At 57.9% G+C, this 22,806-nt stretch carries 25 protein-coding genes; 16 read left to right on the forward strand and 9 right to left on the reverse strand.

Going from position 1 to position 22,806, the window contains the following annotated elements; genetic code table 11:
- The first annotated feature begins 149 nt into the window (after positions 1–149).
- Positions 150–989, forward strand: a complete 840-nt coding sequence (locus WCX49_RS03895) for a hypothetical protein (protein ID WP_345986269.1) — start codon at positions 150–152, stop codon at positions 987–989.
- A 141-nt stretch (positions 990–1,130) separates the two neighbouring features.
- Here the strand turns inward: WCX49_RS03895 and WCX49_RS03900 are convergent, their stop codons facing one another.
- The 5 genes from WCX49_RS03900 to WCX49_RS03920 form a co-directional block, all read right to left on the reverse strand.
- Positions 1,131–1,634 carry a hypothetical protein gene (locus WCX49_RS03900; protein ID WP_345986270.1) on the reverse strand — a complete coding sequence of 168 codons (504 nt, stop codon included), beginning with the start codon at positions 1,632–1,634 and terminating at the stop codon, positions 1,131–1,133.
- An 11-nt stretch (positions 1,635–1,645) separates the two neighbouring features.
- Positions 1,646–2,989 (reverse strand): hypothetical protein, encoded by a 1,344-nt coding sequence (locus tag WCX49_RS03905; protein ID WP_345986271.1) that lies wholly within the window; start codon positions 2,987–2,989, stop codon positions 1,646–1,648.
- A 438-nt stretch (positions 2,990–3,427) separates the two neighbouring features.
- Positions 3,428–4,774: a DNA repair protein RadA gene (gene radA, locus WCX49_RS03910; protein WP_345986272.1), complete on the reverse strand. Its 1,347-nt coding sequence runs from the start codon at positions 4,772–4,774 to the stop codon at positions 3,428–3,430.
- 88 nt (positions 4,775–4,862) lie between these two features.
- Positions 4,863–5,741: a signal recognition particle-docking protein FtsY gene (gene ftsY / locus WCX49_RS03915; protein ID WP_345986273.1), complete on the reverse strand. Its 879-nt coding sequence runs from the start codon at positions 5,739–5,741 to the stop codon at positions 4,863–4,865.
- A gap of 3 nt (positions 5,742–5,744) precedes the next feature.
- Complete coding sequence (locus WCX49_RS03920) at positions 5,745–6,320, reverse strand: TlpA disulfide reductase family protein (protein WP_345986274.1); 576 nt, start codon at positions 6,318–6,320, stop codon at positions 5,745–5,747.
- Positions 6,321–6,410: 90 nt separating this feature from the next.
- Between WCX49_RS03920 and WCX49_RS03925 the strand changes: the two genes are divergently transcribed.
- The 3 genes from WCX49_RS03925 to WCX49_RS03935 all read left to right on the forward strand — a co-directional run bounded on the left by WCX49_RS03925 (position 6,411) and on the right by WCX49_RS03935 (position 9,106).
- Entirely contained in the window at positions 6,411–7,010 is a 600-nt protein-coding gene (locus WCX49_RS03925) for a 5-formyltetrahydrofolate cyclo-ligase (RefSeq protein ID WP_345986275.1), read from the forward strand.
- Complete coding sequence (rny, locus tag WCX49_RS03930) at positions 6,967–8,535, forward strand: ribonuclease Y (RefSeq protein ID WP_345986276.1); 1,569 nt, start codon at positions 6,967–6,969, stop codon at positions 8,533–8,535. The genes WCX49_RS03925 and rny overlap by 44 nt, the downstream gene beginning before the upstream one ends.
- Before the next feature lie 115 nt (positions 8,536–8,650).
- On the forward strand, positions 8,651–9,106 hold the full coding sequence (locus tag WCX49_RS03935; RefSeq protein WP_345986277.1) for a CZB domain-containing protein: 456 nt from the start codon (positions 8,651–8,653) through the stop codon (positions 9,104–9,106).
- A gap of 7 nt (positions 9,107–9,113) precedes the next feature.
- Here the strand turns inward: WCX49_RS03935 and WCX49_RS03940 are convergent, their stop codons facing one another.
- Positions 9,114–9,689: a DUF3365 domain-containing protein gene (locus tag WCX49_RS03940; protein ID WP_345986278.1), complete on the reverse strand. Its 576-nt coding sequence runs from the start codon at positions 9,687–9,689 to the stop codon at positions 9,114–9,116.
- 78 nt (positions 9,690–9,767) lie between these two features.
- Positions 9,768–10,673 (reverse strand): cation diffusion facilitator family transporter, encoded by a 906-nt coding sequence (locus WCX49_RS03945; RefSeq protein WP_345986279.1) that lies wholly within the window; start codon positions 10,671–10,673, stop codon positions 9,768–9,770.
- A 67-nt stretch (positions 10,674–10,740) separates the two neighbouring features.
- Here WCX49_RS03945 and WCX49_RS03950 point away from each other — a divergent pair, with 67 nt between their 5' ends.
- The 8 genes from WCX49_RS03950 (at position 10,741) to dapE (ending at position 18,422) form a co-directional block, all read left to right on the forward strand.
- Positions 10,741–11,487, forward strand: coding sequence for a DUF2231 domain-containing protein (locus WCX49_RS03950; RefSeq protein WP_345986280.1), 747 nt, complete (start codon positions 10,741–10,743; stop codon positions 11,485–11,487).
- A gap of 50 nt (positions 11,488–11,537) precedes the next feature.
- Complete coding sequence (cmoB, locus tag WCX49_RS03955; protein ID WP_345986782.1) at positions 11,538–12,401, forward strand: tRNA 5-methoxyuridine(34)/uridine 5-oxyacetic acid(34) synthase CmoB; 864 nt, start codon at positions 11,538–11,540, stop codon at positions 12,399–12,401.
- Positions 12,398–12,781, forward strand: a complete 384-nt coding sequence (locus WCX49_RS03960) for a hotdog domain-containing protein (protein WP_345986281.1) — start codon at positions 12,398–12,400, stop codon at positions 12,779–12,781. The genes cmoB and WCX49_RS03960 overlap by 4 nt, the downstream gene beginning before the upstream one ends.
- 111 nt (positions 12,782–12,892) lie before the next feature.
- Entirely contained in the window at positions 12,893–13,477 is a 585-nt protein-coding gene (locus WCX49_RS03965) for a DUF302 domain-containing protein (protein WP_345986282.1), read from the forward strand.
- Positions 13,478–13,601: 124 nt separating this feature from the next.
- A complete protein-coding gene (locus tag WCX49_RS03970; RefSeq protein ID WP_345986283.1) occupies positions 13,602–16,676 on the forward strand; it encodes an HNH endonuclease in 3,075 nt (1,024 codons plus the stop codon).
- Between the two features lie 14 nt (positions 16,677–16,690).
- Positions 16,691–16,915 carry a hypothetical protein gene (locus WCX49_RS03975; protein WP_345986284.1) on the forward strand — a complete coding sequence of 75 codons (225 nt, stop codon included), beginning with the start codon at positions 16,691–16,693 and terminating at the stop codon, positions 16,913–16,915.
- A 68-nt stretch (positions 16,916–16,983) separates the two neighbouring features.
- On the forward strand, positions 16,984–17,325 hold the full coding sequence (locus WCX49_RS03980) for a hypothetical protein (protein WP_345986285.1): 342 nt from the start codon (positions 16,984–16,986) through the stop codon (positions 17,323–17,325).
- A 2-nt stretch (positions 17,326–17,327) separates the two neighbouring features.
- Positions 17,328–18,422 carry a succinyl-diaminopimelate desuccinylase gene (gene dapE, locus WCX49_RS03985; RefSeq protein ID WP_345986286.1) on the forward strand — a complete coding sequence of 365 codons (1,095 nt, stop codon included), beginning with the start codon at positions 17,328–17,330 and terminating at the stop codon, positions 18,420–18,422.
- Here dapE and WCX49_RS03990 read toward each other — a convergent pair.
- Positions 18,416–19,864, reverse strand: a complete 1,449-nt coding sequence (locus tag WCX49_RS03990; RefSeq protein ID WP_345986287.1) for an ATP-binding protein — start codon at positions 19,862–19,864, stop codon at positions 18,416–18,418. The two genes, dapE and WCX49_RS03990, sit on opposite strands and share 7 nt — an antisense overlap.
- Positions 19,857–21,047 carry an amidohydrolase gene (locus WCX49_RS03995; RefSeq protein ID WP_345986288.1) on the reverse strand — a complete coding sequence of 397 codons (1,191 nt, stop codon included), beginning with the start codon at positions 21,045–21,047 and terminating at the stop codon, positions 19,857–19,859. Before WCX49_RS03995 ends, WCX49_RS03990 begins: the two co-directional genes overlap by 8 nt.
- A gap of 105 nt (positions 21,048–21,152) precedes the next feature.
- On the opposite strand from WCX49_RS03995, the gene WCX49_RS04000 reads away from it, so the two are divergent.
- The 4 genes from WCX49_RS04000 to rpmA all read left to right on the forward strand — a co-directional run bounded on the left by WCX49_RS04000 (position 21,153) and on the right by rpmA (position 22,728).
- Entirely contained in the window at positions 21,153–21,545 is a 393-nt protein-coding gene (locus WCX49_RS04000) for a thioredoxin family protein (protein ID WP_345986289.1), read from the forward strand.
- Positions 21,545–21,919 carry a RidA family protein gene (locus WCX49_RS04005; RefSeq protein ID WP_345986290.1) on the forward strand — a complete coding sequence of 125 codons (375 nt, stop codon included), beginning with the start codon at positions 21,545–21,547 and terminating at the stop codon, positions 21,917–21,919. The genes WCX49_RS04000 and WCX49_RS04005 overlap by 1 nt, the downstream gene beginning before the upstream one ends.
- Before the next feature lie 225 nt (positions 21,920–22,144).
- The gene (rplU, locus tag WCX49_RS04010) at positions 22,145–22,453 is read left to right on the forward strand and encodes a 50S ribosomal protein L21 (protein WP_231020522.1); all 309 of its coding nucleotides are present in this window, start codon (positions 22,145–22,147) and stop codon (positions 22,451–22,453) included.
- Positions 22,454–22,470: 17 nt separating this feature from the next.
- Positions 22,471–22,728: a 50S ribosomal protein L27 gene (rpmA, locus tag WCX49_RS04015; RefSeq protein ID WP_345986291.1), complete on the forward strand. Its 258-nt coding sequence runs from the start codon at positions 22,471–22,473 to the stop codon at positions 22,726–22,728.
- Positions 22,729–22,806: the final 78 nt, after the last annotated feature.

Genomic DNA, 22,806 nt, shown 5'->3' on the forward strand with positions numbered 1-22,806 from the left:
CCTATTTCAAAATGTTGAATTAGGAACACAAAAGACGCAAGGGAGAAGGAAGTTTGAAAAACTGTCTGTAATCGTTAAAGATGGTTTGAGTACAATGGCCGCTACGGTTTCGGGCATATACCAAAAATGACGAGACAAAGGATGGCGGGATGTTCAGAACGATTTTGGTAACGGTGGTGTTGCTCTCGGGACTGCTGGCGCAGGCGGCACCGAGCGTGACGTTGAAGGTGAAACAGCAGGAGCAGCACCTCTACAAGACGGTGTCGAAGACGGTGACGGTCAACGTGTTCGACATCAAGGGGTCGAAGGAGACGATGGACCAGATCGCGGCGGCGGGGGTAAAACTGCCGATGGAAGTCAACCAGACGCAGGCCATGACGAAGATCCTGAAAACGGGCCGCACGGCGAAAGGCGGAAAACTCCCTTTCTCCGGAAGCCTGGAAACGGCGGCCAAGGCCAGCAGCAGCCGCGGTGCCCAGGACTCGCACAAAAAGTTTGAGGTGACCGGTACGCTGGAAGGTACCAGGCCCACCATCGAAACCGTCAAGGGGGAGGGGATCACCGCGGAGCTTGAAGGGCGGGTGAAACAGGCCCTTGCAAATGCCATGGCCACGCCCGTCTACCCGGAAAAACCGCTCAAGGTCGGTGAGCATTTTACGCAGCAGGTGCCGGTCACGCTGCCGATGCAGGGGGCGGCGCCGATCCAGATCGTGCTGACGACCGAATATACCCTGACAAAGATCAACGGTTCCAAAGCCTACTTTGATATCGTGCAGCAGTACGCCCCCGCCCCGAGTACGGACGGTAAGGCGGTCAGACTCAGCGGAGCAGGGAAAGGGAAGATGACCTATGACAGCAAGCTGCTGCAGGTCCTCACACTGAAGACGGATTCTGTGATGGATATGAGCGTCAAAAGCGGCGACAAAGTCTCCATGATCAAAACGAAAACGTCCAGCGATATCACGACGACCGTCACCCCGGTCAAATAGCTTCTCTCTTTTAGCGGCCCGTTGGGCTGCCCTTATGCTGTCTTATCCCTCGTCCCCTTGTTCGTTTGAAGAGCCGGAAGGCCCTTCGATAACGTACCGGTCAGAAATACTATAGCGGTGCAGTAGTACCGAACGCTGCCGTTACTGGATTTTAATATAGGCGAACCCGTCGCGCTGATCGTCAATGACCTTGATGATGCCGCCGGGGGTGATCTCCACGTTGTCGGCGATCTGTGCCGCTTTGACGTTCTTTTTATCCATGGTGTTCTGACAGGCGAAGAAGGTAATGTTGTCGCCGCCGAGCAGTTTGAGGCCGTTAAAGCGTTTGCGCGTCCCTTCGCCCGTCGGCCCTCCTTTCTCCAGGTAGGGTTTGGCCTCGAAGCCGGTCCCTTTGAAGTCCTTCATGAAGTATTGCAGGCAGGGCCCCAGTGCGACGACGTCGATCTGGTACTGGATCAGGTTTTTCTCGTAATATGTCACGGCGTTGTTCAGCGTGTTCAGCATGAGGTGGACCCTCTGGACGTCGGGGAAGTCGCACTGATAGACGATCTTGACGACGTCATCATCGTCATCGGCCCAGACCGTCGGTATGAAAAAGGTGAGTGCCAGTGCCATCACCATCCGTGTCATCGATACTTTTTTCATGTTTTCTCCTTTTAAAATGCCGCGGTGACCTGGATCGCGAGCCGATCGCCCATGTTGTCCAGAACGTCCTGCGCTGCAGCGTTGCCCGGTGCTTTCGCATCGCGGATCATATAGTTGAAATCGATCCGCGTCGGTCCGCGGAAACGATAAGAACATCCCAGGGTGAAGGTCTGGAAATCGCGTTCGCCCTTGGTGTCGTTGGTCAGTCGGTTCATAAAGTCATAGCGGCCGAAGACCTCGAACTGCTTGGGGAGGAGTTCATATTGCAGGTTGAGGTAGCCGCCCGCTGCCTTGTTCTCGGTGCCGACGGCGAACTGCAGTTGCCAATCTTCCTGATAGGGGTCCGGGTCTTTGTCCTTGGCGCCCGTGTAGATCATCCCTTCAGCCCACATGTATTCCGCTTCCGCCCGCAGGCCATTTTGATAGTAGGAAAGGCCGATGCCGTAGCGTTTGCGGTCGTGTTTGACGGGCGTGGTCGTGCCGTTGACGTCGGTAGAGTAGAGCAGCCGCTTACCGGTCTGGCCCCAGACAAAAAACTTAAGGGCTTCGGTATAAAAGCCTCTGCCGGCGCCGAAGTTGTCTTCGAGGGCCAGATAGCCGTAATGGGTTGCCTGGTGGTCTGAAGCAATGTGGGAAATCCCGCTACCGTTACCGTACATATAGGCGTAACTGAGCGTCCACCCCTGGCCGAGTGCAAAGGTGTCAAAAAGCTCGAGTCCCATGTCCCGGAATGCGGCGATCGGGCGTGTAACATCGGTGCTGGTATAGTGCACCGTCGAAGCGCCGCCGGCTGCTTTGCCGGTCTCTGCCGTGCCGACCTTTGACACCTGGCGCTCGAGCAGCTGCTGGTTCGTCATTGTGGTGAATTCGATGTAGGGGGAGACGAAGACGGCCCGAAGTCCTTCTTCGCTGCCCGGGGTTTTAAACATACCGATGCGTGCATTAAGTCCCGGGATGTGGCGGAGGGTCACCGACGCGTCGGTGAAGTAAGTGGCGGTATCATGTCCGGCAAGATTATTGACGGCGTTATTGCCGAATTCCGTCATGAAAAAATAGTTGACTTTATTGTCATTGTCGGCCATACCGCGTGCGGCGAGTCTGGCACGAAACAGGCTGAACCCCTCCTGGTCGGTCAGGTTGGGGTTCAATAAAGAGAACGGTGTCTTGTTCACACCGTTGGGATCGATGAAGACATCGCCGTAATCTTGTTTGTAGTTGGCCTGGATGAAGCCCCAGACGACAGGCATCTTGTTGCGATAGGGCCCGACAACCCCTTTGGGTGCGACGTTGTCGGGCTGTGTACCCTGCAGCATCAGCCAGTTGGCCGCCTCCAGTGACATGGCGCTAAAAAGCATGACTATTATTCCTGCAACTCCCCTGAAAAAGAGGCGCATTAAACCGTTTCCTTGCGTGGGCATTTCCCATCCTTTTGATTTGAATGGCGATGATCATAGACACGGAGTGTAAAATTAATATAAAAATTTCGAATATTTTTGATATTTTTGTGATTAGATTTTATTATGCAGTATGGCCGAAGGCAGGGCGGGTCCTATTTGCAGATAAGAATTGCAGTACAGCATTGTTCGGGCAAGAGTGACGCTCGGTTTTCCCTGCTTTTGTAACGGTTGACTATTGATTTGAGGCCTTCGGCAGTGCTACGCACATCGCCTTCGGTTTGTCCTAGCTGCGCTCCGGAATTCCGCTACGCTGCATCGCTCGCCGAAACGCCAAAACAAGGGTACCACTCGCCTAGCGATGTTTCCTTGAGCAATGGGCGTTTCTTTATGGCGAGCTCACATCCAATCGATCAGTTTGGTGACTTCGTCGACGGCGTAGCATTTCACGCCGTGGCTCTGCTGGGGTTTCTTAGCGACGAGGGCCTTCGCAATGCCGTGCATGGAAAGCTCGCGCAGGCGGGTGTCGAGCTGGAAAACTTCGCGCACGTCCCCCACCAGGGAGACCTCGCCGATGAAGACGGTCTCCTTGGAGACGGTGCGGTCGCGGAAGCTGCTGATGATGGCGGCGAGCACGGCGAGGTCGGCGGCGGTCTCGTTGATCTTGATGCCGCCGGTGATGTTGATGAAGACGTCGTAGGAGTTCAGCGGCAGCTCCAGTTTGCGCTCCAGCAGCGCCAGGAGCATGTTGAGGCGGTTCGTGTCGAAGCCCGTCGCCTGGCGCTTGGGGTTGGAAGCGTGCGATTCGCTGACAAGGGCCTGCACCTCGAGAATGATCGGACGCGACCCCTCCATGATGACGGTAAGCGCCGAACCGCTCTGCGCACGGTTTTTGTCGAAGAAGCGCGACCCGATGTCCTTGGCGCTGACGAGTCCCTCGTTGCGCATTTCGAAGACGCCGATCTCGCTGGTGGGGCCGAAGCGGTTTTTGAAACCGCGCAGGATCCGCAGCTCCTGGGCGCTGTCTCCTTCGAAGTAGAGCACGGTGTCGACCATGTGTTCCAGCACCCGCGGCCCGGCGATGGAGCCCTCTTTGGTGATGTGGCCGATGATGAAGATGGCGATGCGCCGCTCTTTGGCGATGCGCATCAGCTCGAAGGTGATCTGGCGCACCTGGGTGACGGAGCCGGGGGCGGAGGTGACGGCTTCGCTGTAGAGCGTCTGGATGGAGTCGATGATGAGGCATTCGTAGCTGCGGTGGGCCAGTTCGGAGAGCACCTGCTCCAGGCGGATCTCGCTGAGGAGGTAGAGGTTGTCGGCATTGGCGTCGAGGCGGTTGGCCCGCAGTTTGACCTGCCCTTCGCTCTCTTCGCCGGTGACGTAGAGGGTGTTGCGGCCGCCCTTGGCGATGTTCGCGCCGATTTTGAGCAGCAGGGTCGATTTACCGACACCGGGGCTGCCGCCGATGAGTGTCAGTGATCCGGGCACGACCCCGCCGCCGAGGACCATGTCGAGTTCGACATCGTCGGAGCTGAAGCGCTCCACTTCGGTATGGGCGATCTCGTTGATGGGCTGCGCCTTGGCCTTGCCGGTGACGGAAGAAGCGGTCTGTTTCAATATCTCCTGCTGCTGGTCACTGAGCTCTACGAGCGAGTCCCACGCCCCGCAATTGGGGCATTTGCCCATCCATTTGGCCGAGGTGAAGCCGCAGTGCTGGCATTCGAAGAGGGATTTTTTCTTGGCCACGATGCCTCCGTAGATTCGTGATGTTTTGGAAAGCATAGCATACCGCCTGAACAGGCGGTCATACTATGGCGCAGTGACAGATGGGTATTTAGGCTTCCGCCTCAAAAATCGGATCGAGAAAGCCGTCGATGAACTCGAACTTGTTGAAGGGAACGAGGTCATCGGGCTGTTCGCCGACGCCGACGAAGAAGATCGGCAGCCGCAGCGCGTAGGCGATGGAGAAGATCGATCCCCCCTTGGCCGTGCCGTCGAGCTTGGTGATGATGATGCCGTCGACGTCGACCATGTCGTTGAAGGCCTTGGCCTGCGCGATGGCGGAGTTGCCCTGGGTACCGTCGATGATGAGGATCTTGCGGTGCGGGGCGCCGGCATGCGCCTTGTCGCAGATGCGGACGATCTTCTTGAGCTCTTCGGAGAGGTTCGTCTGGGTGTGGAGCCGCCCGGCGGTGTCGATGATGACATGCTCGAAACCGCGTGCCTTGGCAGATTCAATGGCGTCGTAGGCGACGGCGGAGGGGTCATGCCCCTGGCGCGAGGAGACGATGGGCACGCCCAGGCGGTCGGCCCAGCGGGTCAGCTGCTCGATCGCCGCGGCGCGGAAGGTGTCGGAGGCCCCCAGCAGGACCCGCTCCCCCGCGTTCATGTAGTGCTGGGTGAGTTTGGCGATCGTCGTCGTCTTGCCGGCGCCGTTGACCCCGATGATCAGGTCGACGAAGGGCTTTTCATGATCGGGTTTTTCATAGTTCGCCCAGGCGAGGGTCGCCATCAGCTTCGATTCGAGCTGTTCGCGTGTCACGTCGTCGGTGTAGAGTTCTCGCATGATGATCTCGATGAGATCGTATTCGACGTCCGCTTCAAGCAGAATATCCTCGAGTTCATCCTTGGGAATGCGTTTGCGTTTTTTCGGGGCGACGCTTTTCATCGCCTCCGCGGTTTTCTGAAGCCCTTTTTTGAAGAAACCGAGCATGGTCTAGTTTGCCTCCGCCAGCGCTTTCAGGTCGGATTCGAGCATCTCTTCCGGGACGAGGCCGGAGTAGTATTTGACGAACCGTCCGTTTTTGTAGACCACCATGAGCGGGATGGGGAAGTCCTGCCCGACCCCGATGGCGCCGGCGACGGCGCGGGAGAACTTCTGGTTGTCGGGCGAGTTCACGAGGCTGTACTCCACGCCGATATCTTCCGCAAAACGCGCGTAATAGGCGTTGTCGTTCCCCTCTTCGATGGTGACACCGATGATCTTGACCTTGCCTTGCAGTTTTTTCTGCAGGCTGCTGAGGTGCGGCGCCTCGGCGCGGCAGGGCGGACACCAGGTGGCGAAGATGTCGTAGACGATAACCGGTTCGGCAACACCGCTGATGCGGAAATCCGTGCCGGATTTGGTCACTTCGTAGCTCGAGCCGTTGATATCGTTGAGGGTGTAGACGGTCTTGGCGATCAGCGCTTCCGCGTCGCCTTCCTGCGCACCGTTTTTGCTGTCGCTGCAGCCGCCGAGCATCATCAGGGCGACAAGTGCGGTTATCGTAAACTGTTTTACCATCATTTTCATACCTGTTTGTTAAAATGGCCGATATTATAACCCATCTCCGGTAAAGCCCCATTACCCGGGCCGCGGAGGTGGTTTCGAACGAGGTGCCTCATGACGAAAGCCGCATTCCGCGACATCTGCCTGGAAAGGCAGCGGTCGGTCTGGGAACACAACCGGCTCGAGCGGGATAAACGGCTCTGCGATGCCCTCTATGCGGAGGTGCGTGCCACTGGCGGAAAAGATATCCTGCTCTTCTGGCCGCTGGGCAGCGAACCGGATCTGCGGCCGCTGCTGCACCGGTTGCGACGGGAGGGGTGGAACGTCTATCTGCCTTTTATGGTCGGTGCAAGCTTCCGGATGGTACCATTTAGATACCCGATGTACCGTAAAAAATTTGGGATTTACGAACCGGGATACAGTAACAGAAACATTAATAAGATTGATATAGCTGTGGTGCCAGCCGTCGGGGTTGACGCACAGGCACGCCGCATCGGATTCGGCAAGGGGATGTACGACCGTTTCTTTGCCCGATTGAACAGAAAACCAAAAACGATCTTTGTTCAACTCGAAGAGTGTATGACAAACGAGAAAATTTGCGATGATTACGATGTTTCGGCTGATGTGCTGTTGACACCGTCGGCCCGCTACGAAGCAGCGGGGACGATACATGATAAACGAAATACTCTCCGGAGGCGCGATCGCCACGATTAGCGGCGTCGTGGGCTTTTTCATTTCGAAGAAGATTACGAGTGCCCACCTGGATTTTTATACGGAACAGGCGAAAGCCAAAGCAAGAACGATTGAAAAAGAGGCAGAGGCCCTGCTGATCAGCGCGTCTGAAAGGGCGCGCAAGACCGAAGAGCGTGCCGAACACCGCTACGAGGACGCCGTACGGCGTGCCGAACACGACATGGCCGAACGCGAATCGAGCATGTCCCGACGCGAAAAGGACCTGGAGCGTTTTGTCCGCCAGGAGCGCGAAGCGGTCGAACATGAACTGAAAGTGGCCGGCAGCAAGCGGCTGGCCGTCGAGCGGCGCGAGAAAGCGCTGATCCAGCTTCAGAACGATTTCGAGCGCCGCACGGACGAGGCGATCCGTGCCGTCGAGCGCAGTGCGGGGATGACGAAGGAAGAGGCGCGCCAGCTGCTGCTTTCGCAGGTGGAAGCGCGGTCGCGTGACGAAATCGCCCACATCGTGCGCCGCTACGAGACCGAAGCGCGGGAGCAGGCCGAGCGGCATGCCAACTTCCTGCTGGCACAGGCGACGAGCCGCTTTGCGGGCACCTTTGCTTCGGAGCGCCTGATCAGCGTCGTGCACCTGGACGATGACGAGCTCAAGGGACGCATTATCGGCAAAGAGGGGCGCAACATCAAGGCCCTGGAGATGGTGCTGGGTGTCGATATCATCATCGACGAGACGCCCAAAGAGATCGTGGTAAGCAGCTTCAACCTTTTCCGCCGCGCCATCGCGACGCGGACACTGGAGCTGCTGATCGAGGACGGGCGCATCCAGCCTGCAAGGATCGAGGAGATCCACGCCAAGGTGACGGCTGAATACGAGGAGAAGATCCTGCACGAGGGCGAAGAGGTCGTCTTCGAAACCGGCGTCGGCCCGATGCATCCGGAGCTGATGAAGTTGATCGGGCGGCTGCGCTACCGTGCCAGTTACGGGCAGAACGCCCTGGCGCACACCCTCGAAGTCGCCAATATGGCGGGGATCATCGCCGCGGAACTCGGCGGGGACCCAAAGATGGCCAAAAGGGCGGGGCTGCTGCATGACATCGGCAAGGCGCTGACGCATGAGCATGAGGGGAGCCACGTGGACCTCGGCGCCGAGGTGTGCCGCCGGTATGATGAGGATACCATCGTCATCAACGCGATCTTCGCCCACCACGGCCAGCAGGAGATGGACTCCATCGAGTGTGCCGCCGTCTGTGCGGCCGATGCCCTCTCCGCCGCCCGCCCGGGTGCGCGCCGCGAGGTGCTCGAGAGCTTCCTGAAACGGGTGACGGAGATCGAGGAGATCGCGTCGCGCCATCCCGGTGTACGCCAGGCCTACGCCATCAACGCCGGCCGGGAGGTCCGCGTGATCGTCAATGCCGAAGTCGTCAGCGACGACGAAACGGCGCTGCTGGCCAAGGAGATCGCTGACGAGATCGCTCAGAGCGTAAGCTACCCGGGCGAGATCAAGGTAAACGTCATCCGCGAACTGCGCAGCGTGGAGTACGCACGCTGAAACACGGTAACTGTGTCTGTTTCTTAAACGGAAAGTGTTATTAAACAGTGCTAAAATGCCCGCTGTATTTTAAAACCGGTTTTTAGAGAACCGGATGAAGCCAAGGAACGTATCGATGGATAAAGCACAGACGCTTGAACAGCTTAGCGCGGCTAAAAAAGCGCACATCAAATGGGTCAACCGTGCGAAGGCCCTTGTCGGGGGACTCCCGGTGGAAAAGGACGCCATCCCTGTCGACAGTACCGACTGCCAGTTCGGCCAGTGGTTTTACGGCGAGGGTCAGAAGCTGCATGCAATCCCCGGCATGGACCGCCTCAGTACGATCGAAACCCTGCATTTTACGCTGCACGACACCTATCTGAAGATTTTCGAACTCTATTTCGGGGAGATGAACCGCTCGTTTTTCAGCAAACTGTTCAATATGAAGCCCAAGGTTTCCGACAGTGACAAAGCGTTGGCAAAGGAGTATTTCCAGCAGCTCGAAGGGGTATCGAAGGAGCTGCTCGACGAGATCGGCCGGCTGGAGCGGCGGCTCAACGCGATGAGCGCGGAGAGCTTCGAGGAGAAGTAGCCGGAGCCTAGTGCTTGACGGTGACGACGACCGCGCCGCGCAGGTCGTTCATGCGATAGCCCGTCGCTTTGTCCTCGGGGTAGCGTTCACGGATCGCTTTGGCGAGCTCCGGCAGTTTGTCGATATCGCCGTGGCATTTGAGGCAGGCCTCTTTGTTGATCAGCAGCGGTTTGTAGTATTTGTAGACGCCGTCTCCGACGACTTCGACGACCTCGTCGGGCAGAACGACCCCGTTGGCCTGCAGGGTTTCGAGGGATTCGAGGATCGCTTTTTCACTCCCCTGGGGTGCATTCACCGGGTTGCGGTACTTCAGACTGATGCGCTTGACGCTGACGTCGGAGCCCATGGACTGGTCGACGACCTCCGTCAGGGTGTAGGCGTGGTCGCTGCAGAACCCGAAGGCCTCCATCGGGCCGCCGGATTTGAGGTGCTTCTGAAGGTTTCCGCCGAGGCTCTTAAGCAGGGCGGCCGAGGCTTTCTGACCGGTGGCTTTGACGGCGGCGATCTCCTCGGGTTTGCTCTCATAGGGGTTGGCCAGCAGGGCCGCCGCAGCAAAAGTGGTCGTCAATAGTAATCTTTTCATTTTTATCCTCCAAAAGTAATGTAGTGTAATTCTAACGCTTTTTTCAGCAACACCGAACGGCAGGGGCTGTCCGGCTGTTTAGGTGGCGTAGAGCTGTTCGACTTCCATCTCGTTGATGTCCGAATCGTCATAGGGATCGGTGTGGATGAAGGGGTGTACCCGGTCGTTGGGAAAGAGCATCCGCATCATGCTCTCGACCTGGTCGCTGACCTTGTGGGCGTCGAGCAGGGAAGTCGCGTCGTCAAAGACGAGGTGGACGGAGACGAAGATGTCGCTGCCCGCCCGCCGTGTCTGCAGATGGTGGTGGCCGTTGATCCTCTGCAGCCGGTTGAGCATCGTCGTGATGCGGGCCGTCTCCTCTTTGGTGAGGGAGACGTCGAGGAGCATCATCAGCCCCTCTTTGAGAATAGGGAAAGCGGAGTAGATCATGTAGATCGCGATGCCGATCCCCAGCAGCGGGTCGATCAGCTCAAACCCGCTGAAGTGGATGATCCCCAAAGAGAGGAGGATTGCTCCGTTGGTGAAGAGGTCGGTCTTGTAGTGCAACGCGTCGGCACGGATGACGAGGTTGTTGTTCTTTTTCGCGACGTGGTTCAGAAAGAGGACCAGGGCGCCGGTGAGGATGATGGAGAAGAGCATGACCCCCATCGAGGCCTCCATGTATTCGATCGCCCGCGGCGTGATGATCTTGTCGATCGCGCTGTAAAGGATGAAGAGCCCCGAGATGGAGATGATGGTCCCTTCGATAACCGAGGCGACCGCTTCGAGTTTGCCCAGGCCGAAGTTGAAGTTTTCGTCCGGTTTGCGCTCGGACTGGTGGAGGGCAAAAAAGTTGAAGATGGAGACCGAAAGGTCCAGCAGGGAGTCGATCGCGGACGCCAAAACGGCAACCGAACCGCTGATGATCCCGATGGCCAGCTTGAAGAGGACGAGGATACCCGCCGTTGTACTGGAGATTAAAGTCGCTTTTTTCTCGATACGCATGAGGCCGATTTTAGCGAAAGATGGCTAAAATGCGTCTCATAAGGGCCTAGGTCAGCAAGGAGTTTTCATGCAGTTACCCCAGATTTCAATCCCCCTGACACTGCCGTTCGAGGTGCCGGTGATGCTGCACCCGGTCATCATCCATTTCGCACTCGTACTGCCGATTATCGTGTTGCTCCTGGAGCTGGCAAACCTCGGTTTCAAGCGCCGTGCGCTCAGCCTGTCGTCGCTCGGACTGCTGCTGCTGTCGGTACTCTTCTATGTGGCGGCCTATTTCACCGGTAAAGCGGACGGCAGTGAAGCCTTCGAACTGCTCGGCGATGAGGCACGCGAAGCGCTGGGCGCGCACAAGATGCTCGGTACCTACCTCGTCTACGCGCTGCTCATTCCCCTGGCGTTCAAACTGGTGGCGATGCTGCTAGCGCAGAAATGGGCCCGCGGGGCGCTGATCGTGACGCTCATCATGTTCATCAGCTTTATGATCAAGCAAGGCTATGACGGCGGCGAGCTCGTCTACCGTTACGGCGTTAATGTGGCGGCGGTAACGGAGGCGCAGGAAGCCGCCTCCGATGCGCGCGATGAGTTGGCGGATATGAATGAAACGCTCACGGAACAGGCCGCGGAGATCGAAACCCTCAAGGCGCAGATCGCGGCGATGCAGCAGCAGGCCGGCGAGAGCTTCGGGGAGAAGATGGACAAGGCGGTAACCGATGCCGTCTCCAAGGTGAAGAAGATCTTCAGTGACGACAACGCCACCAAAGCGGCGCCGCAGGAGCAGAGCGCGCCGTCAGCCGAGGCGAACGGGACCATTTGAGCGTGACGTCTTCCCCCCTCGATGCCGTCCGCCGCGAACGCGAAGCGTGGATGGGATGGAAAAACATCGCCCCGCTGCGTGAAGCCCTCGCAGCCCTCCCGGAGATCGAAACGGTCTGCAACTACGGGGATACGGTCCGTCTGACGACGGTGGCCGATGTCGATCATACTCAGATCGAAAAGGTCGCGCGTATGCTGATGCCGTGGCGCAAAGGCCCGTTCGAGCTCTTCGGGCTCTTCATCGACACCGAGTGGCAGAGCTTTATGAAATACAACCTGCTCCGTCCCCACTTCAATCTGCAGGGGAAACGGGTTGCGGATATCGGCTGCAACAACGGCTACTACCTTTTTCGGATGCAGGAGGATGCGCCCGCGAAACTGGTTGGGTTTGACCCCTCGGCGCTTTACAAGACCCAGTTCGATTTCATTAACCATTTCGCGAAGACGGAGATCGTCTATGAACTGCTCGGCGTCGAACATCTGCCGCAGTACGAAGAGAAGTTCGATACGATCTTCTGCCTGGGGGTGCTCTACCACCGCAGCGATCCCGTGGCGATGCTCAAACAGCTTTACAAGGGGCTGGAAAACTGCGGCGAAGTTTACCTCGATACCTTTATGATCGACGGGGAGGAGGAGATCTGCCTGAGCCCGGCGGGGGCGTACTCCAAGATTCCCAACATCTACTTCGTCCCCACCATACCCGCGCTGCGTAACTGGTGCCTGCGGGCGGGATTCTCCGGCTTTGAAGTGCTGGAGACCTCCGTGACGACCCCCGAAGAGCAGCGAAAAACCGAGTGGATCGAGGGGCAGAGCCTGGAAGATTTCCTCGACCCCGAAGACCCCTCCAAGACCGTCGAGGGGTATCCCGCCCCCAAGCGGGTCTACGTCCGACTGACAAAGGAGCCCAAAGGATGATGCTCAACACCCACCTGAAAATAGACAAGGGCCTCTGCGGCACCGTCATTGCCCTGAATGAAGGGTATGCGGCGGTTGAACTGGAGACGATACCGGTTATGGCGGCGGACGAGCAGGGGCTGGTGCACGGCGGCTTTATTTTCGGCGCGGCCGACTACGCGGCCATGGCCTGCGTGAATGAACCGCATGTCGTTCTGGCGGGAAGCAGCTGCCGCTTTCTTGCCCCGACGCGCGTCGGGGAAACCCTGCTGTTTAAAGCGCGGTGCATCGAAAGCGACGGCAGAAAATATAAGATCACGGTAAATGCATTTTACGGCGAAACGGAAGTGTTTTCGGGGGATTTTAAAGCCGTGGTCCTGCCCAAACACGTGTTGGGTTGAGCGGTTTCTACACAGTTTTTGTATAAAAAAATCAAAAAAGTTCGATTTCCTCTAAGTTATTTAATTTTTTGATAGTACAATTTTATCACATTGTTTACAAGGAGTAGTAAGTTGAAAAACGTAATCACAGCAGTAGCTGCAATCATGATGACCTTCATGATCAGTGGTTGTTCGACAATGCACATGGGATGGACCGCGGTAACGCAACAGTACAAACTGGACGACAAGGCAATGGATGCCTATGACAACATGTTCACGAAAGTCACTGAGTACGGTGACCCGGCAAGAGCGATGATGCAAGAGTGGCTGGTCAAAGACGATATCGCGAACGACGATGTCGCCGAGACGATCAAATCACTGGCAGAAGAGTACAACATGCGCGTCACGGGCGACATCAAAATGTACACGAAAGACGATGCGGCACCGACCGAAGTTAAGCACGCACGTATCTTCTCCCTGTGTAGTCTTCCGATTGCGAAAGTCTTCCTGAACTATTCACGCTACTACGGCGGTTTCATGCCGTGCCGTATCATGCTGGTTGAATACGGTAACGGTGAGCGCTGGCTGGTCAGCATGGACATGACACTTGCGATCCACGGTGGTTACGAGCTCCCGGCTGATATGCTTAAAATGGCACTCAGCGTCAAAAAAGCAATGGACGAGATCCCGGCACGCGCTGCTATCGGCGACTTCTAAGACCTCTCGCTTCCAACGGGGGCGTGCCGCGGCACGCCGCCACCCTCTACAACCAACTCTCCCTAAGCCGTTTTAGCTATAATCTTTCCTTACAAAAACAACGTTATCGCAAGGGTTTTATGTCGTGCTACACAGCGAGATTGATGGGATTCTCAACAGCAAAGACCGCCTGCTGACCGAGGTCTATTTCGACCTGCAGCGCCGTTTCGAAGAGAAGTACGGCAGCGATACGGTCGTCTTTATGGAGATCGGCACTTTTTACGAAGTCTACGAGGTCAACAATGACGACATGCAGGTGGGCAAGGCCAAGGAGATGGCCGAACTGCTCAATATCCAGCTGACGAAGAAAAACAAGAACATCCCCGAAAACAGCGTCAAGAACCCCTTTCTCGCCGGTGTGCCCTCCGTCTCGTTCGAGCGCTATCTGGGGCGCCTGATCCAGGAACAGCGCTACACGATCATCGTCATCCGCCAGAAGGGGGTGCCGCCGAAGCTCAGCCGCTTCATCGGGCAGATCATCTCCCCGGGCACGAACTTCGACCATACCGTCGATAACGACGACAACTACATCGTCTCCCTCCTGATCGACCGCCACAAAGATATCTACAGCGTCGGCTATGCGGCCATCGACGTGACGACGGGGAAAACCTGGCTCTACGAGACCTACGGCACGAGCGAAGACCCCACCTATGCCCTGGACGAGATTTTCAACCTGCTCAACATCTACCGCACGACGGAGGTGGTATTGACCTTTCTGGAGGGGGTGGAGAACCAGAAAGAGGTGATCCGCTACCTCGAGATCAGCGAGCACTACGCCTACAGCGTCAACCACGAACGCCCGAAGATCGATTACCAGAACGAACTCTTTGAAAACGTCTACCAGATCCAGTCCCTGCTGTCGCCGATCGAACACCTCGACCTGGAGCGCCACCCCTTCGTTTCCGAAGCGCTGGCGACGCTGGTACACTTCGTCATCGAACACGACTACCACATCATCCAGAAGCTCGCCCGCCCGAAGATGATCGACAACACCCGCTACATGTACCTGGGCAACAATGCCCTGGAGCAGCTGGCCGTCATCTCCAAAGACCGCAGCGACATGACGCTGCTCAAACTCGTCGACAAGAGCGTCACCGCGATCGGGAAGCGCCTGCTCAAGGAGCGCCTGCTCAACCCCATCCAGGAGCGCAGCGAGCTGGAGCGCCGCTACGGGCTGATCGACCGGGTAATGCCGCATGTGCGGATGCTCGGGGATGCCCTTCGGGGGGTCTATGACCTCGAGCGCCTGCACCGCCGGATCGCCCTGGCGCGCCTGCACCCCTTCGAGATGAACTATGTCCACGCCTCGCTCGTCGGCATCCGGGAGCTGATGGAGTTCGTCAAACGGCACAAGCTCATCAAGACCCCCTTCAGCGAGCAGGAGGTCGACACCTTTATCCGCGACATCGAGCAGAGCATCGACCTGGAGGTGTCCCGCCGTTTCACCGTCAGCACGGTCGACGACAACTTTCTGCGCCGGGGCGTCGACGTGCAGGTGGACGCACTGGTGGACGAGAATGCCCGGATGCTGCAGCACTTCGCGATCATCATGGACGCGATGGAACGGATGCTCGGCGAACAGGGGGCGGCGGCCGGAAGCGGCGGTTACGTCTCCCTGGGTGTCCTGGACAAAGAGGGGCACTACATCTCCATGAGCCGCACCCGCTGGGCGATGATTGAGAAGGAGTTCGCCTCCGGCAGCGTCGACCTGGGCGGCGAGACGGTCTGTTTCAGCGACTTCAGCGTCAAGCGGCTCACCAACAGCGTCAAAATCACCTCGGAACTGACCGAACAGCTCTCCGACAAAATTATGCGCAACCAGGCCAAGATCATCGCCCTGGTCAAGGAGCGCTTCATCGCCCTGCAGCGCACCTTTGAGCGGCGCTATACGCTTCTGTTCGAGCGCCTTATCGGCTACGTGGCCGACCTCGACGTCGCCGTCGCCTCCGCGCGGGCGGCGCAGCAGTACAACTTTGCCTGCCCGACGATCGTCGACGTCCATGAGGACGAGAACTTCCTGCAGCTCATGGCGCTGCGCCACCCGCTCATCGAGATCCAGGAGCGGCAGGGGATCTACGTGCCCAACGACATTGTCATGGGCAACCGCGCCTACATGGACCTTCCCTATCCCGAAACGGTCATGCTCGATCCCGCCGTGCACGACGGTCATGACGTCAACGGCGTCCTGCTCTACGGCATCAACTCCAGCGGGAAATCCTCGCTGATGAAGAGTGTCGGGCTGGCCGTGCTGATGGCACAGGCCGGTTTCTACGTGCCGGCGTCGTCGATGAAGTTCTCGCTCTTCGAGTCGCTCTTTACACGGATCGTCTCCCGGGATAACCTGCAAAAAGGGCTCTCCACCTTCGCCGTCGAGATGATGGAACTCAAAAACATCTTCAACCGCGCCGGGACACGGTCGCTGATCCTCGGCGACGAGATCTCCCACGGGACGGAGACACTCTCCGGCGTCGCCATCGTCGCGAGCGCGATCATGAAGCTGGCGAAACTGCGCTCCATCTTCCTCTTTGCTACCCACCTGCACCAGCTGGCCAACATGGAAGAGATGCGGCGGCTGGAGAATGTCGTCGACCTGCACCTGAGCGTGGAGTATGATGCGCTCAAAGACAAGCTTGTCTTTAACCGGGTGCTGCAGTCGGGCAGCGGTTCGAGCGTCTACGGTCTGGAGTTCGCCCGCTCGCTGCACATGGATTCGGAGTTCCTGGAGGCGGCGAACCGTATCCGCAAGCGGCTCTCCAACGACTTTGACGAACTGGAGCTGCTGGTGAAAAAACGCACCAGCAAGTACAACAAGGATCTCTACGTCACCACCTGTGTCATCTGCGGGGCGAAGGCGGAGGATGTCCACCACATCGCGCACCAGTCCAGTGCCGATGCCCGCGGGTTTATCGGCCACGTGCCCGTCAACCACCGCCACAATCTTGTCCCCCTCTGCCGTGACCACCACCGGGAGATCCATGAGGGCAAGCTCGTTGTCAAGGGCTTCGTGATGACCTCCAGCGGGCTGGAGCTTGACGTCGAGGAGCAGCTGGCCAGAGTGCAGGTCGTCAAAGAGGAGGTCCCGGAGATCAACACGGTCGACGTACCGGAGAGCGAACCCGAAGCGCCGCGGAAAGCCTCCATCGACATGGATGATTTCTAGCAGGAGGGCAACCGATGTTCAAACCCCATTCGCAGGAGCAGCTCAAAGCCCTCAGGGTGACGGCGGGGGAGCGCTACACGATCGAGTACCGCAACAAAGACTACTTCAACGGCGAAGAGACTGTTGAAAGGGGCACGGGGACGGCCGTGGTCACGGAACAGGGGATCTTTTTCAACGTCGAGGACCCCTACGGGATGGAGAAGCTTATAATGCAGGCACGGGTCATCGCCCGCGGCTGAATCGTAAGGGGCGCTTGAAACGAAGACGTTATAATCCGGTGATTGATTTGCCGGAGAAGGAGACCAGGATGAAAAAAGTATGGATTGTTTTGACCGTCACGTTGCTGATGCTCGGCGGCTGTACCCAGGAGACGCAGAACAAGCTCGGCCACGGGCTGCAGAACTGGACGGGGACGAACGGGGTGCTCGATATCTACAGCGGCGGCAAGCTCGTGATGCGCTTTATCAAGATCGGCAAGATGAGTACGGCAAAGGGGACCGACGACAGTTCCCCGAGACCCTACCGCTACAGCTACGGCGTACTTGACAGCAACTTCAACTATGAGGTGGACAGCGGCGAGAAGAAGCTCTATTTCGAAATCAGCGACTATTCGACCGAATATGTCTTTTATGAGAACCCGAAAGGCTGAGTTTGGACGTCGTTGAACTCTTCAAACACCTGATCGAACGCAAAAGCGAGACGCCGGACGACGGCGGCATCCTTGACTTCGTCGAAGGCTACCTCGACGGCTATACCGCCGTGCGCATCGACGTGGACGAGGTGAAGAACCTCTTTATCTACAAGCGTTTCGGCAGCGGGAAGCATCTCTGCTTCGCCGGGCACGTCGACGTCGTCCCGGCCGGGGAGGGGTGGGAGACCGACCCCTATACGGCCGTCGAAAAAGAGGGCAAGATCTACGGCCGCGGCGCGCAGGATATGAAAGCCGGCGTCTCGGCGTTCCTGCAGGCGGTCAAAGAGACGGAGAGCTTCGGCGGCACCCTCTCCTTGCTGCTCACGTCCGACGAGGAGGGGCCGGCGAAACACGGTACGGTGGAGCTGCTCAGGTGGCTGCAAGCGGAGGGGATGCTCCCCGATGCCTGTATCGTCGCCGAACCGACCTGCGAAGAGCGCTTCGGCGACGCCATCAAGGTCGGCCGCCGCGGCTCCATCAACGGGGTGATTGAAAAGCGGGGCAAACAGGGGCATGCCGCCTACCCCGAAAAGGCGAAGAACCCAATCCACAAAGTCGCCCAGGTGCTGCACCACATGGCAGGGGTCAACCTGGACGAGGGGGACGAATATTTCAGCCCCAGCCAGTTTGTCGTGACCGATATCCGTGCGGGGATGGAGGTGACCAACGTGACGCCGGGCAAGCTGAAGATGATGTTCAATGTCCGCAACTCCACGAAAACCTCGAAGGAGGACATCGAGGCTTTTGTCCACCACTATTTCAAGGAGATGGATTACACCCTGACCCTCGACCAGAGCGCCAAGCCCTTTGTGACCGATGCGAACACCCACATCGTCCGGACGATCGATGCGGCGATCGCATCGGTCACGGGCCTGCGTCCCAAACACTCCACGGCGGGCGGCACCTCAGATGCGCGCTTTATCGCCGAATACGGTATCGACGTCATCGAGTTCGGGGTACGCAACGACACCATCCACGCGCCGAACGAATGCACGACGCCGGAGCAGGTCCGCGGGCTCTGCGACGTCTTCAAGCAGGTGATCGCCACCTACTGAGCCTCCGGTTCCGCGGAGGTCACCCTCGCTTCATCCTCCTGGATATACTCCAGCAGCCTTTTGGCGTTCTGTGAGTAGCACACCAGCTGCTCTTCGTCGACAAAGCGGCTGTTTTTACGCTGCAGTCGCACATAATCCTCATTATGGTAGAAACTGAAGAAGACCCCGCTGTAGAAGAAGTGGCGGCGGTTCAGCATAGTGACGACCTCGTCGATCTCCTCGATGTGGTGCAGGTTGAGATCAGCGTAGACCATTTCACAGTGGTCGGTGTGCATCAGGTCGATCAGCTCATCCAGTGCTTCGGGGTCGGGCAGCCCCTCGATGATGATGAAGCCGACATTGATGTGGGGGTTGAAGTGGTGGGTGAGGACCTGCCGGTTGGGGTTGGCCGGGCGGCTGACGGAGGCTTCGACCTTGGCACAGTGGTAGGCGGCCTCGATCTGCTCCGCATAGCGGCCGGGCAGGAAGCGGTAGCGCTTATGGGTGTCAAAGACGAGAAAACTGATCATCGCCCCGCTGCGCAGGGATGCCTTGATCTGGCGTTCGATCTCCGTCTGTGAAGGGACCTCGCCGAGCACGATCGCCGTTTCGCACATCCCGTGGGAGAGGTTGGCCTTCTGGCTGTAGGGGTGCAGCATCAGGGCCTCGCCGTAGATGGCGTTGAGGTGCATCTGCGCGGCGGTGGCGATGATCGTATCGAACATCCGGTTCATGATTCCCATCTTCTTGAACTCGGGATCGACGGCGGCAATGGCGATCTCGGCGATCTCGGCGTGGCGGGAGAGGACCAGGGCGAAGTGCCCGACGACGCGGACCCCGTAGACGGCGACGATGGAGACGACTTCGCGGTCCTCGTTGAGCTGGCGGATCTTGACGGGATCGTAAAACTGACTCTTGTAATAGGTGTAGTGGTAGTTCTTGTAGATGAGCTGCGCGATCCCCTCGGCGTCGGACGCTTCGAAACGTCGGACATCCAGCCGCTCAAGGATGGTCTGCTTGTCGGGCAGGACGGTGGAGGTCTTCCCGGTACGGATGTCATAGCTGTGCTCGAAGGCCTGGATGACGCTGAAACGTTTTCCCTTGTTCTCGAGCATGGTGAACCAGAAGCGGTCGACAAGATCGTAGATGCGGTAAAACCCCTTTTCGTGCGCCGCCGAACGGTCGACCGCCTCGCTCATGAACGGGGTGAAATCAAACGGAAGCCCGCTGTCCTCGACGTCGATCTGCAGCTGGCGGGGGGTGATGGTGAAACGGACCGTGACGTCCATGTTCTCTATCTTGATGTAGGCATGTTCGACGACGTTTTCCAGCAGCTGGTCGATCGCCTCGGAGAGCTGCTCGGGGCGGTGCAGCGGCAGCAGCTGCCGCAGGTGCTTGCAGGTGTAGCGTAGAAGCGAAAAGTGGGTCCTGCTGGTGAGGCGGATTTCGATGAGGTCACGCATCTTCCATCGCCTCCAGGGCGGCAAGCGCCATGATTTTCATGCCGTAGCGCAGGGCGTCGTCATCGACGTCGAAGCGGGCATTGTGCTGCGGAACGCAGGTCCCCTTGTCCGGGTCGCAGGTCCCCAGGCGGAAAAAGGCGCCCGGGACGATCTCGAGGTAGCGCCCGAAGTCCTCGCCGCCCATGACCGGGTCGGCGAGGTCGATGACGTTCGGTTCACCCAGGACGGTTGCTGCGGCGCGCCGTACGATGTCGACCATGGCGTCGTCGTTCGTGACCTCGGGGGAACCGAAACGGTAGGCAAAGTCATACGTCGCGTGCATGGAGTCGCAGATCCCTTTGATGGAGACCTCCATCATCCCGGGGATGGCGTGGCGCACGTCGTGGTTGACGGTCCGCACCGTCCCGCACACCTTGACGTGGTCGCAGATGACGTTGGGGGCCCTGCCGCCTTCGACGGTCCCCAGCGAGATGACGGCGGGGTGGAGCGGGTCGATCCGGCGCGAGACGATATGGTTGAGGGAGTTCACCGCCATCGACATGACGAGGATGGCGTCCACCCCCTCGTGGGGGCGTGCCCCGTGCGCGCTTTTGCCGAAGATCTCGATCTCGAAGGTGTCGGCGGAGGCGAGCATCACCCCGTACTTGTAACCGATCTGCCCGGTCGGCAGATAGGGGTAGGCGTGCAGGCCGAAGATGGCCTTGACCCCCTCCAGTGCCCCGTGCTCGATCATCTGGGAGCTTCCCCCTTCGGTGATCTCCTCGGCCGGCTGGAAGATGAAACGGAGATTCCGGCGGAGCTCGCCTTCAATGCGTTTGAGGGCCAGGGCGGCTCCGAGCAGGACGGCGGTATGGGCATCGTGCCCGCAGGCGTGCATGATGCCCGGTGCCTGCGAGGCATAGTCGCGTTCGGTGCGCTCCTCGATCGGGAGGGCGTCAATGTCGGCGCGCAGGGCGACAAAGGGGGCATTTTCGTCGACGATGATCTCCGCGATCAGGCCGTAGTGCTCTTCGAAAGAGCGGACCCTTATTCCCTCCGCTTCGAGAATACCTTTGAGCATCAGGGTCGTCTGCGCTTCCGCCCCGGAGAGTTCGGGATGGGCATGCAGTTCATGCCGCAGGGTCACGATCCGCTCCTGGATAGTGTCAATCGTTTCGAACAGCACGGTATGATCTGTTTCCATACATCACCTCACCTATGTGGTTTGATTATAGTGCACTCCGATTGAAAGCAATCTTTGATGCGGCAGTCCTCACTTATGCTAAAATGAACCGACACGAGGGGACTTATGCGGTATGCACTGATACTTATTTTTTTCACGGCACTGTTGACGGCGGCACCGGCGGAGTGGGCCAAGGATTACGACACGGCCAGGCAGATCGCGGCGCAGGAGGGGAAGATCGTCTACCTCCTTATCACCGCGCCCGGCTGCCGCTGGTGCAAACGCTTCAAACGGACGACGCTCAAAGACAAAGCGGTCCGGGAGCGTCTGGCGGCGCTGGCCGTCGGCGTGGAGGTCGAGCGTGACAGCGGCGCTTATCCCGCCAAATTCAAGGCGCCGATGATCCCCATGCACTATTTTTTAAGTGCCGATGAGAGGGTTTTGGTTAAAATGCCGGGCTACTGGAACATAGAGGATTTTATGTCCATACTCGACGATGTGGAAAGGAAACGAAAATAATGCAGTACGTGCAGACAGCAGACGCCCCGGCGGCGATAGGACCCTATTCTCAGGCGGTGAAGGTAAACGGGATGGTCTACACCTCCGGGCAGATCGCACTGACCCCGGCGGGCGAGATGTGTGAAAACGACATTACGGTTCAGACGAAACAGGTGCTTTCAAACCTGACGGCAGTCCTTGAAGCGGCGGGAAGCGGGCTGGACAAAGTGATCAAGACGACGATCTTCCTCGATAACATGGACGATTTCGCGACCGTTAACGCCCTCTATGCCGAAGCCTTCGGCGACCATAAACCGGCACGTTCGACGGTAGCGGTCAAAACACTGCCCAAAAACGCCCTGGTGGAGATTGACGCGATCGCCCTTGCGGATTAAAGCCTTTTTGGCTATAATTCGCCCACTAAAAGAACAGGGACCTCTCTTGAAGACTGAGAGTGTAACCAGAGGATTGCGCTGAAACAGCGGCATGCGTGTCGCTGATGGCTCTCCTCCATCCAGGCGCTAAAAGGCCTGATCGAACTGATTGTCACGTTTTGATGGGTCGGATACACTCTGAGTCTTTAAGTAGAGATTCTTTTCTATACATTACAAGGAAATGCTATGTACGCAATCATCAAAAACGGTGGCAAGCAGTATAAAGTAGAAGAGGGCGATATCCTCCTGCTTGACAAAATGAGCCTTGAGCCGAAAGCAACGCTCGAGATCAAAGAAGTACTCGCGGTCAATGCCGGTGAGCTGAAAGTCGGTGCTCCTTTTGTTGACGGTGCGGTTGTAACTGCAGAAGTCATCAACGAAGGCCGCGACAAGAAAGTCACGATCTACAAAAAGCGCCGTCGTAAGGACAGCAAACTCAAGCGCGGTTTCCGCCGCAGCTTCACACGCGTTCGCATCACGAAGATCGCGGCGTAATCTAGGAGGAGTTCGATATGGCACACAAGAAAGGTCAAGGTAGTACACAGAATAACCGCGATTCCGCGGGACGTAGACTTGGTGTGAAAAAGTACGGCGGCGAAACTGTCAAAGCCGGAAACATCATCGTTCGCCAGCGTGGTACGAAAGTACACCCGGGTCAGAACATCGGCATGGGTAAAGACCACACGCTGTACGCACTGGTTGACGGCATCGTTCAGTTCGAGCGCAAAGACAAGACCCGCAAGCAGGTCTCTATCGTACCGGCTTCCTAAGCTCTCTACCCCTAAATCAGGCGCTGCTTCGGCAGGGCCGCTTTCATCTATTCACCTTTATTTAACAGTATACTTCTA

It is taken from the genome of Sulfurimonas sp. HSL-1656 (assembly GCF_039645585.1).
Taxonomy (GTDB): domain Bacteria; phylum Campylobacterota; class Campylobacteria; order Campylobacterales; family Sulfurimonadaceae; genus Thiomicrolovo; species Thiomicrolovo subterrani.

Excerpts from the sequence above, each read along its gene's own strand:
- WCX49_RS03895 (WP_345986269.1), top strand. The coding sequence starts at position 150 with ATGTTCAGAACGATTTTGGTAACGGTGGTGTTGCTCTCGGGACTGCTG.
- WCX49_RS03900 (WP_345986270.1), bottom strand. The coding sequence starts at position 1,634 with ATGAAAAAAGTATCGATGACACGGATGGTGATGGCACTGGCACTCACC.
- WCX49_RS03905 (WP_345986271.1), bottom strand. The coding sequence starts at position 2,989 with ATGCTTTTTAGCGCCATGTCACTGGAGGCGGCCAACTGGCTGATGCTG.
- ftsY (WP_345986273.1), bottom strand. The coding sequence starts at position 5,741 with ATGCTCGGTTTCTTCAAAAAAGGGCTTCAGAAAACCGCGGAGGCGATG.
- WCX49_RS03920 (WP_345986274.1), bottom strand. The coding sequence starts at position 6,320 with ATGAAAATGATGGTAAAACAGTTTACGATAACCGCACTTGTCGCCCTG.
- WCX49_RS03925 (WP_345986275.1), top strand. The coding sequence starts at position 6,411 with ATGACGAAAGCCGCATTCCGCGACATCTGCCTGGAAAGGCAGCGGTCG.
- rny (WP_345986276.1), top strand. The coding sequence starts at position 6,967 with ATGATAAACGAAATACTCTCCGGAGGCGCGATCGCCACGATTAGCGGC.
- WCX49_RS03935 (WP_345986277.1), top strand. The coding sequence starts at position 8,651 with ATGGATAAAGCACAGACGCTTGAACAGCTTAGCGCGGCTAAAAAAGCG.
- WCX49_RS03940 (WP_345986278.1), bottom strand. The coding sequence starts at position 9,689 with ATGAAAAGATTACTATTGACGACCACTTTTGCTGCGGCGGCCCTGCTG.
- WCX49_RS03945 (WP_345986279.1), bottom strand. The coding sequence starts at position 10,673 with ATGCGTATCGAGAAAAAAGCGACTTTAATCTCCAGTACAACGGCGGGT.
- WCX49_RS03950 (WP_345986280.1), top strand. The coding sequence starts at position 10,741 with ATGCAGTTACCCCAGATTTCAATCCCCCTGACACTGCCGTTCGAGGTG.
- cmoB (WP_345986782.1), top strand. The coding sequence starts at position 11,538 with ATGGGATGGAAAAACATCGCCCCGCTGCGTGAAGCCCTCGCAGCCCTC.
- WCX49_RS03960 (WP_345986281.1), top strand. The coding sequence starts at position 12,398 with ATGATGCTCAACACCCACCTGAAAATAGACAAGGGCCTCTGCGGCACC.
- WCX49_RS03975 (WP_345986284.1), top strand. The coding sequence starts at position 16,691 with ATGTTCAAACCCCATTCGCAGGAGCAGCTCAAAGCCCTCAGGGTGACG.
- WCX49_RS03980 (WP_345986285.1), top strand. The coding sequence starts at position 16,984 with ATGAAAAAAGTATGGATTGTTTTGACCGTCACGTTGCTGATGCTCGGC.
- WCX49_RS03990 (WP_345986287.1), bottom strand. The coding sequence starts at position 19,864 with ATGCGTGACCTCATCGAAATCCGCCTCACCAGCAGGACCCACTTTTCG.
- WCX49_RS03995 (WP_345986288.1), bottom strand. The coding sequence starts at position 21,047 with ATGGAAACAGATCATACCGTGCTGTTCGAAACGATTGACACTATCCAG.
- WCX49_RS04000 (WP_345986289.1), top strand. The coding sequence starts at position 21,153 with ATGCGGTATGCACTGATACTTATTTTTTTCACGGCACTGTTGACGGCG.
- WCX49_RS04005 (WP_345986290.1), top strand. The coding sequence starts at position 21,545 with ATGCAGTACGTGCAGACAGCAGACGCCCCGGCGGCGATAGGACCCTAT.
- rplU (WP_231020522.1), top strand. The coding sequence starts at position 22,145 with ATGTACGCAATCATCAAAAACGGTGGCAAGCAGTATAAAGTAGAAGAG.
- rpmA (WP_345986291.1), top strand. The coding sequence starts at position 22,471 with ATGGCACACAAGAAAGGTCAAGGTAGTACACAGAATAACCGCGATTCC.